This is a genomic window from Marinomonas phycocola, from assembly GCF_047525455.1.
GTDB lineage: Bacteria > Pseudomonadota > Gammaproteobacteria > Pseudomonadales > Marinomonadaceae > Marinomonas.
Genome location: NZ_JBLIXL010000017.1, coordinates 40,643 through 53,924, shown reverse-complemented (window position 1 = coordinate 53,924; position 13,282 = coordinate 40,643). Strand labels below are relative to the sequence as shown.

Sequence of the window (13,282 nt, the reverse complement as noted above, 5' to 3'; positions counted from 1 at the left end):
ATAAAAACCATCTCTTAATGATAAAAAACCCCTAGTCTTAACGTTTAAAGACTAGAGGTATATAAGTAGAATTAATTTAACTACAATGAGTTAAAATGCATCCAAAACATATTGAGGTAACGAGAACGCCGCTTGATGCAATTCTGGAGTATAGAAGCGAGTTTTAATGCCAGACACTTCAAAGCGCGCTCTTAACTCTGTAGATGTTAATTGACGAAGCGCCTCATTATCCGTTGCCCATGCAAACGTCATAATACCACCAACGTATGTAGGCACCGCTGCTGAATAGAAATGAACGTCTTGGAAGTAAGGTTGTAAACGTTGAGATGTTGTCGTCACTTCATCTAACTGCATGAAACTTACGCCATTTTGCGCAACAAACACACCACCATCATTTAAACAGCGTTTACAACCCTCATAGAAACGAGAGCTAAATAATACTTCACCAGGACCAATTGGATCAGTACAGTCCGAAATAATTACATCGTATTTTTCATTTGTTTCATTAACAAAATCAACACCGTCAGCAATAACAACGTTCGCCTTAGGATGATCATAAGCACCTGCTGAATGATTAGGTAAATACTTGATACACATATCTACCACAGCTTGATCGATTTCAACTTGAGTCACTTGCTCAACACTGGAATGACGTAACACTTCACGCAGCATTCCACCATCACCACCACCAATGATCAACACTTTTTTCGCTTTGCCATGAGCAAACATAGACACATGAGCCATCATTTCATGATACACAAACTCATCTCTTTCTGTCGTCTGAATCACGCCGTCTAATGCCATAATACGACCGAATTGTTTATTTTCAAAAATCACAAGGTGCTGATGATCCGTATCTAATTCAAAAAAAACATTATCAACTTCAAAACTCTGCCCATAACCTGCATGCAAAGTTTCTGCTAATACTCTTTTATTTGTCATGTGTCTAATCTCCGAATACCCAAACACTGTTTGGTTTACAGTAATGGCTTTTTATATGAATTTCATTACTCTTCAAACAAACAAAACGAGAAGAAGCAAACGCTCCTTCTCGTTCATATTATACAACTGCACTAAAGTTATGAAACACGCTCACCATGAGCCTGTTTATCGGCATGGTAAGAAGATCTAACTAAAGGCCCACAAGCGGCATGCTTGAAACCAAGTTCTTGTGCAACTTCTTCATAACGCTCAAATTCTGCTGGTGGAACAAATCGAGCCATAGGGAAATGATGTTTTGAAGGCTGCAAGTATTGACCAATCGTTAACATATCAACACCGTGCGAACGCAGATCTTTCATAACGTCTACAATTTCATCAAACTCTTCACCCATACCAACCATTAAACCAGATTTAGTTGGAACATCAGGGCAACGCTCTTTAAATTTTTTCAACAAATCAAGAGACCACTGATAATCAGAGCCTGGACGTACTTGACGATACAAGCGCGGAATAGACTCTAAATTATGATTAAATACATCAGGTGGTGCAATTTGAAGTATGTCTAATGCAACGTCCATACGACCACGAAAGTCAGGAACAAGCGTTTCGATTTCAATCGATGGGCTTTCTTTACGTGTTTCGATAATACAATCAACAAAATGCTGCGCACCACCATCACGTAAATCATCACGATCAACAGACGTAATAACCACATATTTAAGCTTCATATCACGAATCGCTGCACCTAATTCCCTTGCTTCATCTTGATTCAATGCATTCGGCCGACCATGAGCAACATCACAAAACGGACAACGTCGAGTACAAATATCACCCATAATCATAAAGGTAGCCGTACCATTACTAAAGCATTCCCCTAAGTTTGGACAATTTGCTTCTTCACACACAGATGAAAGATTATGATCTCGTAATGTTTTTTTAATACGCGCTATTTCTGGTGATGCAGGCATTCTGACTCGCAACCAGTCTGGTTTACGAGGTATCTCTTCAGTAGGAATGACCTTAACTGGAATACGGGCCATTTTTTCAGCGCCACGGAGTTTTTCCCCTTTAATGACGCGTTTTACTTCTGTTGCCATGTTAATTCCACCCTTTTTGGATAGTCGGATGTTTGTGACCGAGTAATTCAGATAGCTGATTTGCCAACTGAATAACAACTTTTTCATAAGTAACGCTTGGGTTCAAACGCACCATATCAATCATTTCTAACCCTTTGTAACCACAAGGGTTTATTCGATCAAACGGAGACAGGTCCATATCTACATTTAATGCAAGCCCATGAAAAGAGCAACCTCTTCTGACTCTTAAACCAAGAGACGATATTTTTCTTTCTTCAACATAAACCCCCGGTGCATCGGCTTTTGCGTATGAATGAATGTTATTTTCACTAAGAGTTTGAATCACCGTATTTTCTAGAACAGTGACCAGTTCTCTAACACCCAATTTGGAACGTTTCAAATCAATTAAAACATATGCAATCAGCTGTCCGGGCCCATGATAAGTAACCTGCCCACCTCGATCGACAGGAATAACAGGAATGTCTCCTGGGGCGAGTAAGTGTTCCGCCTTTCCAGCTTGACCTTGTGTAAATACACAAGGGTGTTGCAATAGCCAGACCTCATCGGCATAACTCGCATCTCGAAGCTGAGTAAAAGACTTCATTTTCTCCCATGATTCTTGGTAATCCACCACGCCAAGATCACGACAAATAAGAGGGCTTTGCATTACATAACCATCTTAATGTCAGCAATAGCGACTAAATCTTTATGAAGTCCAGCTAGCTGTGCTTCATTGACAGCAACAATACGAAAAGTAAAACTAATAAACTTACCTTTACTTGATCGGTTTATACCGATGTTTTTCTCGTCTATTTCAGGTGCATGTTTTTTAAATACATCCAAAATAGTCATCAAGATCGCTTCACTTTCAAGTGCAACGACTTTCACCATATAGTTTTCACACGGAAAGATTATCTTCGGTGCATCTTTTGATGTGTCTTTATCCTTGGCGACATCACCATTTTTAGTAATTAATGCCATAAAATCTACTTTACTAAATTATTAAAAATATTAGGGATCAGAATAAATTCATGAAGAAAAGTTTGATCTTATCTAACAAACGTTTAAATAAGCCCCCTTCTTCTACAGACTCCAAAGCAACGACTTCTCTCTTCAAAAGAACATTATCTTCCGTACCAACAATAATTGTTCCTAAAACATCACCAACAGCTATCGGAGCTTCGATAACAGGCTCTAAGTCTAGAGTTGCTGGTAACGCATCGGTTTGCTGACGAGGAATCGTAACAAGCACGTCTTCAGCAAAACCAATTTTTACTGATTCGCCAGCACCGCCCCATACTTTTGTCTCATTAACAACCTGACCACGACTATACAGCTTACGTGTCTCAAAATATCTGAAGCCATAGTTGAGTAATTTTTGAGTTTCCGTCGCTCTTGCTTCACTACTATTTGTTCCCATCACAACGGTAATTAATCGAGTACCGTTACGAACAGCTGACGCGGCTAAACAGAATCCTGCTTCTTCTGTATGGCCGGTTTTCAAACCATCAACTGTCGAATCTCTCCATAGCAGTTTATTACGATTAGGCTGTTTGATTTTGTTATACGTGAAATACTTTTCTGAATACATTGAGTAATTATCAGGAAATTGAAGAATCTTGGCTCTTGAAAGTAACGCTAAGTCATGGGCACTTGATACGTGCCCTTCAGCAGGAAAACCCGTAGAATTCACAAAATTACTGTTTTTCATTCCAAGAATCTGTGCGTGCTGATTCATTAAGTCCGCAAAAGCCGATTCACTGCCCGCCACATGTTCAGCTACCGCAACACTGGCATCATTACCTGACTGAATCACAATGCCTCTCATTAAGTCCTCTAGAGAGACTTGTGTCCCCTCTCTAATAAACATACGAGAGCCTTCCATACGCCATGCTTTTTCACTGATATTAACCTTATCGTTAAGGGAAACATTACCTCGCGCCAATTCATATTCAACAATGTACGCTGTCATCAGCTTCGTTAAGCTTGCAGGAGGAAGCTCTTGCTGTGAATTATGCTCAACTAATACATCACCAGTATATGCATCCATCAGAATGTAGCTACTTGCAGATAATTGAGGTGGAGCAGGAATAAGAGACGGTGCAGCACTTGCTGTTAATGAGTACAAACTCAACAGAGCAGTAAAAAGTATAATTAAATATTTCATAACCAGCTTAAATCTTTTAATGAAAATGAATGTGAATGATACTAAACGAAGGAAGCAATCTCTAGCTTAATCCTAACTCTAAGGCAAAAAGGACACTCTAATTGGTTGTGAAAAGCCCGCGCCCTGTATTTTACGCCCCCACTCGTCTAAATCGCTCATCGTTTTATATGGGCCAGCGAACACTTTATAAAGGCTACCCTCTTTTTTCTTTACACTGACTCTAATTTGAGTATCAAATTTCTGAATCAAGCGTTTTTTTAAGGTGTTAGCAGACTCTTGAGAACTAAATGCTCCCACTTGAAGATGTGTAAAACTATTGGCCGAGGTCACTTTATTCGTCACTATCGGCTTAGACACAGCAGGAGATGAAGTTGCTTTTTTCGGGCTATATGATTCCTTCTGCTTCGGTGTAATGGCTTCTATCTTAACTCGCGCTAATCCTTTTTTATGGTAATCAAGGCGAGCTGCCGCCGCATAGGACAAATCGATTAATCGATTCCCATGGAACGGACCTCGATCATTCACACGAACAATAACGCTTCTATTGTTATCTAGGTTTGTTACTTTAAGATAGGTTGGAAGAGGCAAGCTTTTGTGAGCAGCGGAAAAAGCGTACATATCATATACCTCTCCATTCGACGTTTTATGACCATGGAACTTTTTTCCATACCAAGACGCCGTGCCAGTAGCAGAATAACCTTTGGCGGAGTTCATAACATGATACGTTTTCCCCCACACTTTATAAGAGGATTTGTTACCACCTCGACTCTTAGGCTCCCATATAGGAACTAAGTCGGGTAAATGATCAACCTTGATATCTCCTGTCGGAGCATGGTCTTGTAAAATACTGTACCGACCACCTCCAGATGCTTTGTCAAGATCTTCAATTTTTTTCGCCGATGATTTATTAATATGATTTGTACTTGTACAAGCAGATAAAGTAAGCACCATCAGACTGACATAAACAAGTTTCATTGGACTTCATTACCTTCGTATATGGCTTTAGACAAATCAATAACCGCCATAGTATAACGTCTACTTGGGTTATAACTCATCAGAGCAAAGAAATTGTTGTAAGCAAGCCAATAACTGACTTTATTTTCTGCCGTTCTAAGACGAATCAAACCAGATTTCAACTGCGGCAATGAAGACGGTGCATTCACGCCTATTTTTTTCCACTCATTAGGATAGTGAAATGTTTTTCTTTGTTTATTAGACCACAACATTATTTCAGGACTCGATCCTTTAGATGGATGCAAAGTCACAGAATCTAGAATAGGTCTCTGAGCCTTCCATCCCTTATGTTTTAAATAATTAGCAATACTTCCAATTGCATCAGCAGAAGATCCCCAAAGGTCTATTTCACCATCTCGATCAAAATCAATTGCCAGTTTACGATAATTAGATGGCATAAATTGAGCAACCCCTAAAGCACCACTATACGATCCTTTTACCTCACTAATTGGCCAATTTTTTTCTCTTGCCAACAACAAAAATGCTTCCAGCTCACTTTGAAAATATTTTCCACGCCTTGGGTAATCAAACGCCAAGGTCGATAAAGAGGTAAAAACGTCTTTATTTCCTGTAATACGTCCATAGAAAGTTTCAACCCCTGCAATCGCAACAATAATTTCCGCAGGAACCCCAAACTCTTTTTCAGCTCTATCTAGCCATATTTTATTTTCCTGTAAGAAAGCCACACCTGACTTAATTCTGGATTCATTTAGAAAGCGTGCTTTATATTTATGGTAAGGCGTAATCACTTCAGGTTGATTATTAGACTTTTTAATCACTTGTTGGCGCGGAGTAATTTGACTAAATTCTTTAATCAATAAATCTTCATCATAATGATGCTTTTCACCCATATAACTAATGAAAGATTTAACGCCTTCCTTATTCATAAAAGTTAACATTGAATTAGGTGTCTTTTCCTCTGCAATTCGTTTCATTTCATCAGAAACAACGTTACTCGTATTTTCAACAGAGCTACAAGAAGCGACTAAAAAACCTAAAATCATTATCCATACTGTTTTCATTGCTATCTCGCTTTTTTGTGGGTCTGTATAGACATTAAGATTCCAAACGTTGCCATAATAGTAATAATAGAGGTTCCGCCATAACTAATTAACGGCAGAGGAACACCCACCACGGGCAAAATCCCTGACACCATACCAATATTCACAAACAAATAAACAAAAAATGTTAATGTTAAGCTGCCTGCTAATAATCTTGCATAATTATCTTCAGCCATTGTTGATATATACAAACCACGGGCAATGATAAGTAAATACCCTACCAACAGAGTGATACAACCTACCATCCCAAACTCTTCCGCTAATACAGCAATAATAAAATCAGTATGGCTCTCAGGTAAGAAATCTAATTGCGCCTGAGTTCCTTCCAACCAACCTTTGCCATGAATCCCACCAGACCCGATAGCGGTTTTAGATTGAATAATATTCCAACCAGAGCCTAAAGGATCGCTTTCAGGGTCAAGAAACGTTAATACTCGTTGCTTTTGATACGGATGCATCACTTGCCACAAACTAAAGCCAACCAATGGAGCTAGCGCAAATGACCCCAGAATATAACGCCACTGAAGACCTGCTAAAAATAGAACGAACAAACCAGATACAGCCACAAGCAATGATGTTCCTAAATCGGGTTGTTTTGCAATCATTAAGACTGGGAGCATTATAATAACCAAAACAATGACTATGTGCTTTAACCGAGGAGGCAAATGTCGATCAGAAAAATACCAAGCAGTCATCATCGGCATAATCACTTTCATTAATTCAGAAGGTTGAAAGCGTACCCCACCAGGAATTTCTAGCCACCGCTGAGCGCCTTTCGCCCCAACCCCAAAGAATAAGACGGCAGCCAATAAAGAGACAGCAAAAAGAAACAGCATTGGTGAAAACCGCCTCATGTATTTAGGAGGCAATTGAGCCAATACGATACAAAGGCCAAAACCCAAAGCCAAACGCACAACTTGCCTCTCAATGACATCGTCTCTCTGGCCTGACGCCGAATAAAGAACCACTAGTCCTCCAGATATTAGGAGCAAAAGAGAAACCATCAAAAGTACGTCTATATGCGTAAGTTTCCACAATCTAGCATTAGTAAAAGACATTACTCTTGAATACAAAGAAGCGTTCACAGATTAGCGCCTTTTAAATAATCGTACTTTTTAGGGTAATCATCCAATAAATAAGCGTCAAACAGCTTTTTACTTAAGTCAGCAGGTTTAGAGCTACTACCACCATTTTCAAAAATAGAAAATATCGCAATGGTAGGCTTTTGAGAGGGCGCAAAACCAATAAAAAGCGCGTGATCATGAAGACGTTTCTCTAATTTATCCGCCTCATACTCCTCATCCTCTTGAAGACTAAAAACCTGACCTGTACCCGTTTTCCCAGCAATTTTGTACGGAGTTCCTTGAAGCCGTCTTGCCGTTCCCTTTGGGTCAGAGATTACTTTTTCCATTGCCTTAATGACTTTTTCCCAGTTTTGCTGTTCCTTTAATCGAATCGTCTTAAGGCCAGATTCATCTTCAGGAAAGTTAGGAGAAGAACCTCCAACTTGCTTTGCCATTCTAGGTGGGTGCCATACACCTCTGTTTGCTATTGCTGAAGTAGCAGAAGCAATTTGCAACGGTGTTGCGACCATGAACCCCTGGCCAATACCTATATTGACAGAATCACCTGGATACCAAGGTTCTCTATACTTTGCTTTCTTCCATTCATTTGACGGCAGCAAACCATTACTTGCCCCATTTAAATCTAAAATAGTCGGCTCACCAAAGCCAAATTTAGATAAAAAATCATGGATAGGAGTAACACCCATTCTATGAGCTAATTGATAATAATACGTATCAACAGACTCAATAAGTGACCGCTCTAAATCTATCCAGCCATGCCCTTCCCTTTTCCAATCTCGATAGCGTCGCCCATTTGGGTTGATTTGGTAATAACCATGAGCAAAGAACCGCTCGTCCCAACTTGCAAACCCAGATTCTAAACCAGCCAACGCCATAAACGGCTTTATCGTAGAAGCAGGAGGATACCCCCCCCTTAACGCTCTGTTAAAAAGAGGTAATTTAGGTGAACTTCGCAGCACATCGTAATCTTTATATGAGATACCACGAACAAACAGATTTGGATCGTAACTAGGCTTACTGACTAATGCTAGGATACCGCCTGTTTTAGGATCAATAGCAATAACAGAACCAGTGTAATCACCAAGCGCATCAAATGCATATTGCTGTAAGCGAGCATCTAAGTGAAGATGAATATCTTTACCTGGAATAGGGTTTTGACGCTCTATTTCAGACATAATTCTACCGCGTGCATTGACTTCCAGCTTACTCAAGCCAGGGACACCAAATAAAGCATCCTCATAAAAATCTTCAATTCCAGACTTCCCTATATAAAGAGCACCTTGATAAGTATCAGGATTTACTTTTTTTAAATCTTTTTCGGTAATACGTCCAACATAACCAATAGCATGAGCAAAAGCTTCTCCATATGGATAATATCGAGTTAACTGCGCTTCGACTTGCACCCCATCCCATTTATACAAATCAACAGAAAGCTTTGCCCATTCAGAATCGGTCAATTGCTGTTTCAAAGTAATAGATTGATAAGGACGACGATAAGATTTACGTTTATCATTAAACGCATCCCATTCTTCAGCAGATATTTCAAGAATATCATCTAACTCTGCTTGTAAGCTTGGAAAGTTCCTCACACGCTCAGGTGTAATAGTTAAACTGTGAATAGGTCTATTATCTGCTAATACCAACCCATTTCGATCATAGACCAACCCTCTAGAAGGGGGCTCAGGAATGAGCATGACTCGATTATCATTCGCTTTAGTTTGATAGCGATCAAACTCAACAACCTGAAGATAGAAAAGACGAGAAATTAAAACACCCACCATAATTAAAACAAGCACACCCGAAAAAATAACTCTTCGTTGCGTTAGCGATTGTTCTTGACGGTAATTACGAAAGTATTTTTGATGTTGATCCATTAAAACACAACCTACCGATGGTAAGGGTGATTGTTCATCAGTGTCCAAGCTCGGTAAACCTGCTCTGCAAGGATGACACGGACAATAGGATGAGGAAGAGTAAGTTTAGAGAGAGACCAACACTTATCTGCTCGAGCAGAGCATCGAGGATCAAGACCATCAGGGCCACCAACTAATAAGCACAAATTACTTCCGTCCATACGCCAAGACTCAGCCTGTTCAGCCAACTGCTCTGTTGACCACTCTTTACCCAAAACCTCCATAGCAATCACCTTTTCAGAAGAAGATATCGCATCTAACATCGCATCCCCTTCTTTTCTAATTGCTTTTGCAATATCTGTATTCTTCCCTCTGGATGACATGGGGATCTCAACAAGCTCTAAAGCAAAGTCTTTCGGCAGACGCTTTGTATAGTCTGAAAAACCTTCTTGGATCCATTTTGGCATTTTTGAGCCAACAGCTATGAGCCTAATACGCATGTTAATTCGTACCTACAAAACTTCAGGAGTAATATTCCACAGTTTTTCTAAGTCATAAAATGAGCGGGCTTCATCTGTCATAACGTGAACAACAACATCATGTAAATCGACCAACACCCAATCACTCCCCATCCCTTTTCCTTCAAATCCTAGCGGCTGTAAGCCATTCTTTTTTGCATGCTCTACGACATTTTGCCCCAAGGAATTAACATGACGCTTAGATGTTCCAGTACAAATTACCATGAAATCCATCATATCAGTGTGAGCCTGAACATTTAGCACAGTAATCTTATCACCTTTAACATCTTCTAAAGATTCGATTGCCAAAGCAAGAATTTGATCAGTTGTGTGATTTTGGTCGCTCATGTAATTGTATTTTCCTATAAATAAAGTTTATTTGTATCAATGTAGTTTTGGACAGAATCAGGTAATAAATAAGCAATTGACTTATTTTTAGCTCTTAACTCTCTTATCATGCTAGATGAAATGTCAAGCAGTGCTAACGTTTCAAGCCAGATACGCCCAGAGGGCGCGCATTGTAACTCAGCTACCGTTGAAGCACGATACTTTTCATAATAGTTCTTTAGTTCATCAGTAAAAAACGGCGTAGAGCCGAGTCTAGAAACAACAACAATATGGACATAAGAAGTCAAGTCTAACCAACTTTTCCAAGAAGGTAACGTACAAAAACTGTCCATGCCAACAACCATAACAATGGATGTGTCTTCCCCAACTTCAGATCTTAATTCTTTTAGTGTATCAATGGTGAAGCTCGGTTCTGCACGCTTTATTTCTCGGTTATCCACAGCTAAACGTATATCAGAAGCCACAGCAAGTCCAAGCATCTTCAATCGTTGTGCAGTTGAAATACCAGAGATGGCTTTATGAGCAGGGCGAAAGCAAGGCACTAATTTCAACTGATCCAAGTTCAGTAAATCCGCCACTTCCACGGCGACTCTCAAATGACCATTATGGATAGGATTAAACGTCCCTCCCATAATAGCTACCATCTTATTCGATGCCGATACGCTTTCCTTAGACACTTTCAGTCTCCTTTAATACCGTAGTAAAAAAGAATATTAATTATCACGAGTATGACCATCACCCAGCACGACAAATTTTTGACAGGTCAGCCCCAATAATCCCACTGGACCGCGGGTATGTATTTTATCAGTGGAGATACCGATTTCTGCACCAAACCCATACTCAAAACCATCAGCAAAGCTGGTAGACGCATTTACCATAACGGATGCAGAGTCTACTTCAGTCATGAAAATACGAGTTTTAGAATAATTCTGACTAACGATTGCATCAGTATGATGTGAGCCATAGTGGTTGATATGGTGAATAGCTTCGTCAATATCACTCATCAATTTAATTGACAGTTTAGGCGACAAATATTCGGCATACCAATCTTCTTCTGAAGCCGCCGCAATCTTATCTGAATAAAGCTGAGACTCTGAACACCCCACTAACTCCACATCCTTAGCTAGAAATTCATTCACCAAATCAGGTAAAACGCGAGCAGCAATATCCTTGTGTATAAGCAAAGATTCCATCGCATTACAAACACCATATCGCCTTGTTTTTGCATTTAGGGCAATACGTGTGGACTTTTCAATATCCGCCTCATCATCAATGTATACATGGCAATTACCATCCAAGTGTTTAATAACAGGCACTTTAGCATCTTTAGAGATTCTTTCTATTAACCCTTTTCCGCCGCGAGGAACAATAACGTCAACGAAATTAGCCATGCTGATAAGCTCACCTACTGCCTCTCGATCCGTCGTATTAATGACCTGCACAGCATGCTCAGGAAGCCCAACAGCATTCAACCCCACAACAATGGCCTCAGCAATAGCTTGATTTGAATAGTAAGCTTCGCTGCCACCCCTTAATATAGTTGCATTGCCAGACTTAAGACATAGACTTGCAGCATCAATCGTCACATTTGGACGAGACTCATACACAATGCCAATAACACCTAAAGGAACCCGCATCTTACCTATTTGAATACCAGATGGGCGATAAACCATATCGGTTATTTCACCAATAGGGTCGGTCAATGAAGCAACTTGCCTCAAGCCTTCAATCATTCCCGAGATTTTCGCATCGTCCAATAGAAGTCGATCAAGTAACGCGGCACTCAAACCTTTTTCAAGACCTGCATCTATATCTTTCTTATTCGCTAATTTAAGTTGAGGTCGAGCATTATCCAACGCAATAGCCATTGCAATTAACGCGTCGCTTTTATCTTGAGTAGAAGCACGCGCCAAAATACGAGAAGCGTCACGAGCTTGTCGACCCACTTGTTGCATATACATTTTTATAGACATACCAGACTCTCAACTTAACAATTAAATTAAACGTTAAAGCAATCCTATTTAGTGTTCACTTTAATGGCACTATACTAACATAAAGCTTTACACTTTCTTTAACCCCTTTAAGCATTTACATGAGGTTTTCTTTGACCTTTCATCCTAGCTACACATTTAACACCATTGGCATCATTCACTCATGCTACACCCAAAAATTTGGCATACCTCGACAACCAGGACTCGTCAATGAAGCAACCTCGACATTAGAGTTGGTAGCGCCATTTAACAGATTAGATACGCTAGAAGGATTAGATCAATTTTCTCACATATGGATACAATTTATTTTCCACGAATGCCTAAAAGAAAACTGGAAAGCAAAAATTCGCCCCCCAAGACTTGGAGGACAAAGTAAGGTTGGCATTTTTTCTACACGAGCAACCTATAGACCAAACCCAATAGGGCTATCTGCCGTAAAGCTTGGGAGAATTTATCAAGAAGGCAAAAAAGTATTTATTGAATTACACGGCGGCGATTTACTGGATGGTACACCTGTTATTGATATCAAACCCTACCTACCCTATTCTGACTCTATTACTAATGCAAAAAACGGGTTTGCGCCAAAACCATCACAAAAAAGAAAAGTAACTTTTTCTCCCTTAGCAACAACCCAATGCCAAGACTACCAGAACAAGACAAATAGAAACATCAGTCAACTAATATCAGAAATCTTATCACAGGACCCAAGACCTTCATATTTGCACAACAAGAAAGGAAAAGAGCATGGTTTTCAACTGTGGGATATAAATATTAGATGGCAAGCCAACCCGACTTACTTTGAAGTACTCAAACTTGAAACCATCTCCTAAACAATTAAAAAGGAACCATATGATTTCCAAAAAAGCATTCTTAAAAGCATACCAAGACGTAAATAAGCTCAATGAAAATACTCAGGATCACAACCCTATCTACAAATCAAAAAGAGACGAAGAGCTCATAAAAGACTACCACTATGCCAAGTTTCAAAAAAACGCCCAAACAATCGCAGAAAACAGCACCCTAAAAGAATTGTTACAAAAAAAAGAATGGACAGAAGAAGATATTGCTCAATTCTTTAATCAACTAAAATAAAAACAATTAAATATCAAACAGTTATCAATTCTATAAGGTTTTTTTCGCCCTATACCAAAGTTATCCACACATTCTGTGCATAGTTTTATTGTCAACCTAAAAAGGAGTTTTCTTGAACATTCCAAGCAAAAAAAA

General features: G+C 39.5%; 15 protein-coding genes. 2 read left to right on the top strand and 13 right to left on the bottom strand.

Annotation, left to right across the window (positions count from 1 at the left end; translation table 11 throughout):
- Nucleotides 1-90: 90 nt before the first annotated feature.
- From speE to ACMUMJ_RS12325, 13 genes are all read right to left on the bottom strand, one after another.
- Nucleotides 91-942, bottom strand: a complete 852-nt coding sequence (gene speE / locus ACMUMJ_RS12385; RefSeq protein WP_414679161.1) for a polyamine aminopropyltransferase — start codon at nt 940-942, stop codon at nt 91-93.
- 137 nt (nt 943-1,079) lie between these two features.
- Nucleotides 1,080-2,039, bottom strand: a complete 960-nt coding sequence (lipA, locus tag ACMUMJ_RS12380; protein ID WP_414679160.1) for a lipoyl synthase — start codon at nt 2,037-2,039, stop codon at nt 1,080-1,082.
- A 1-nt stretch (nt 2,040) separates the two neighbouring features.
- Entirely contained in the window at nt 2,041-2,685 is a 645-nt protein-coding gene (gene lipB, locus ACMUMJ_RS12375; RefSeq protein ID WP_414679159.1) for a lipoyl(octanoyl) transferase LipB, read from the bottom strand.
- Complete coding sequence (locus tag ACMUMJ_RS12370; RefSeq protein ID WP_414679157.1) at nt 2,685-2,999, bottom strand: YbeD family protein; 315 nt, start codon at nt 2,997-2,999, stop codon at nt 2,685-2,687. Before ACMUMJ_RS12370 ends, lipB begins: the two co-directional genes overlap by 1 nt.
- Nucleotides 3,000-3,036: 37 nt before the next feature.
- A complete protein-coding gene (locus tag ACMUMJ_RS12365; RefSeq protein WP_414679156.1) occupies nt 3,037-4,185 on the bottom strand; it encodes a D-alanyl-D-alanine carboxypeptidase family protein in 1,149 nt (382 codons plus the stop codon).
- 78 nt (nt 4,186-4,263) lie between these two features.
- Nucleotides 4,264-5,160 (bottom strand): septal ring lytic transglycosylase RlpA family protein, encoded by an 897-nt coding sequence (locus ACMUMJ_RS12360; RefSeq protein ID WP_414679155.1) that lies wholly within the window; start codon nt 5,158-5,160, stop codon nt 4,264-4,266.
- The gene (gene mltB / locus ACMUMJ_RS12355) at nt 5,157-6,221 is read right to left on the bottom strand and encodes a lytic murein transglycosylase B (RefSeq protein ID WP_414679154.1); all 1,065 of its coding nucleotides are present in this window, start codon (nt 6,219-6,221) and stop codon (nt 5,157-5,159) included. The genes ACMUMJ_RS12360 and mltB overlap by 4 nt, the downstream gene beginning before the upstream one ends.
- A 2-nt stretch (nt 6,222-6,223) precedes the next feature.
- Nucleotides 6,224-7,318: a rod shape-determining protein RodA gene (gene rodA / locus ACMUMJ_RS12350; RefSeq protein WP_414679180.1), complete on the bottom strand. Its 1,095-nt coding sequence runs from the start codon at nt 7,316-7,318 to the stop codon at nt 6,224-6,226.
- Nucleotides 7,319-7,341: 23 nt separating this feature from the next.
- The gene (gene mrdA, locus ACMUMJ_RS12345; RefSeq protein WP_414679153.1) at nt 7,342-9,267 is read right to left on the bottom strand and encodes a penicillin-binding protein 2; all 1,926 of its coding nucleotides are present in this window, start codon (nt 9,265-9,267) and stop codon (nt 7,342-7,344) included.
- On the bottom strand, nt 9,231-9,698 hold the full coding sequence (gene rlmH, locus ACMUMJ_RS12340; protein WP_414679152.1) for a 23S rRNA (pseudouridine(1915)-N(3))-methyltransferase RlmH: 468 nt from the start codon (nt 9,696-9,698) through the stop codon (nt 9,231-9,233). Before rlmH ends, mrdA begins: the two co-directional genes overlap by 37 nt.
- A 12-nt stretch (nt 9,699-9,710) precedes the next feature.
- Nucleotides 9,711-10,064: a ribosome silencing factor gene (rsfS, locus tag ACMUMJ_RS12335; RefSeq protein ID WP_414679151.1), complete on the bottom strand. Its 354-nt coding sequence runs from the start codon at nt 10,062-10,064 to the stop codon at nt 9,711-9,713.
- 14 nt (nt 10,065-10,078) lie between these two features.
- Nucleotides 10,079-10,741, bottom strand: a complete 663-nt coding sequence (nadD, locus tag ACMUMJ_RS12330; protein ID WP_414679150.1) for a nicotinate-nucleotide adenylyltransferase — start codon at nt 10,739-10,741, stop codon at nt 10,079-10,081.
- 36 nt (nt 10,742-10,777) lie between these two features.
- Nucleotides 10,778-12,037 carry a glutamate-5-semialdehyde dehydrogenase gene (locus ACMUMJ_RS12325; RefSeq protein WP_414679149.1) on the bottom strand — a complete coding sequence of 420 codons (1,260 nt, stop codon included), beginning with the start codon at nt 12,035-12,037 and terminating at the stop codon, nt 10,778-10,780.
- A gap of 119 nt (nt 12,038-12,156) precedes the next feature.
- Here ACMUMJ_RS12325 and tsaA point away from each other — a divergent pair, with 119 nt between their 5' ends.
- Together tsaA and ACMUMJ_RS12315 are read left to right on the top strand one after the other, a co-directional pair.
- A complete protein-coding gene (tsaA, locus tag ACMUMJ_RS12320; RefSeq protein WP_414679148.1) occupies nt 12,157-12,885 on the top strand; it encodes a tRNA (N6-threonylcarbamoyladenosine(37)-N6)-methyltransferase TrmO in 729 nt (242 codons plus the stop codon).
- A 19-nt stretch (nt 12,886-12,904) separates the two neighbouring features.
- Nucleotides 12,905-13,147, top strand: coding sequence for a hypothetical protein (locus ACMUMJ_RS12315; protein WP_414679147.1), 243 nt, complete (start codon nt 12,905-12,907; stop codon nt 13,145-13,147).
- Nucleotides 13,148-13,282: the final 135 nt, after the last annotated feature.

Excerpts from the sequence above, each read along its gene's own strand:
- ACMUMJ_RS12365 (WP_414679156.1), bottom strand. The coding sequence starts at position 4,185 with ATGAAATATTTAATTATACTTTTTACTGCTCTGTTGAGTTTGTACTCA.
- speE (WP_414679161.1), bottom strand. The coding sequence starts at position 942 with ATGACAAATAAAAGAGTATTAGCAGAAACTTTGCATGCAGGTTATGGG.
- ACMUMJ_RS12325 (WP_414679149.1), bottom strand. The coding sequence starts at position 12,037 with ATGTCTATAAAAATGTATATGCAACAAGTGGGTCGACAAGCTCGTGAC.
- rsfS (WP_414679151.1), bottom strand. The coding sequence starts at position 10,064 with ATGAGCGACCAAAATCACACAACTGATCAAATTCTTGCTTTGGCAATC.
- ACMUMJ_RS12360 (WP_414679155.1), bottom strand. The coding sequence starts at position 5,160 with ATGAAACTTGTTTATGTCAGTCTGATGGTGCTTACTTTATCTGCTTGT.
- rodA (WP_414679180.1), bottom strand. The coding sequence starts at position 7,318 with ATGTCTTTTACTAATGCTAGATTGTGGAAACTTACGCATATAGACGTA.
- ACMUMJ_RS12370 (WP_414679157.1), bottom strand. The coding sequence starts at position 2,999 with ATGGCATTAATTACTAAAAATGGTGATGTCGCCAAGGATAAAGACACA.
- lipA (WP_414679160.1), bottom strand. The coding sequence starts at position 2,039 with ATGGCAACAGAAGTAAAACGCGTCATTAAAGGGGAAAAACTCCGTGGC.
- rlmH (WP_414679152.1), bottom strand. The coding sequence starts at position 9,698 with ATGCGTATTAGGCTCATAGCTGTTGGCTCAAAAATGCCAAAATGGATC.
- lipB (WP_414679159.1), bottom strand. The coding sequence starts at position 2,685 with ATGCAAAGCCCTCTTATTTGTCGTGATCTTGGCGTGGTGGATTACCAA.
- tsaA (WP_414679148.1), top strand. The coding sequence starts at position 12,157 with ATGAGGTTTTCTTTGACCTTTCATCCTAGCTACACATTTAACACCATT.
- mltB (WP_414679154.1), bottom strand. The coding sequence starts at position 6,221 with ATGAAAACAGTATGGATAATGATTTTAGGTTTTTTAGTCGCTTCTTGT.
- ACMUMJ_RS12315 (WP_414679147.1), top strand. The coding sequence starts at position 12,905 with ATGATTTCCAAAAAAGCATTCTTAAAAGCATACCAAGACGTAAATAAG.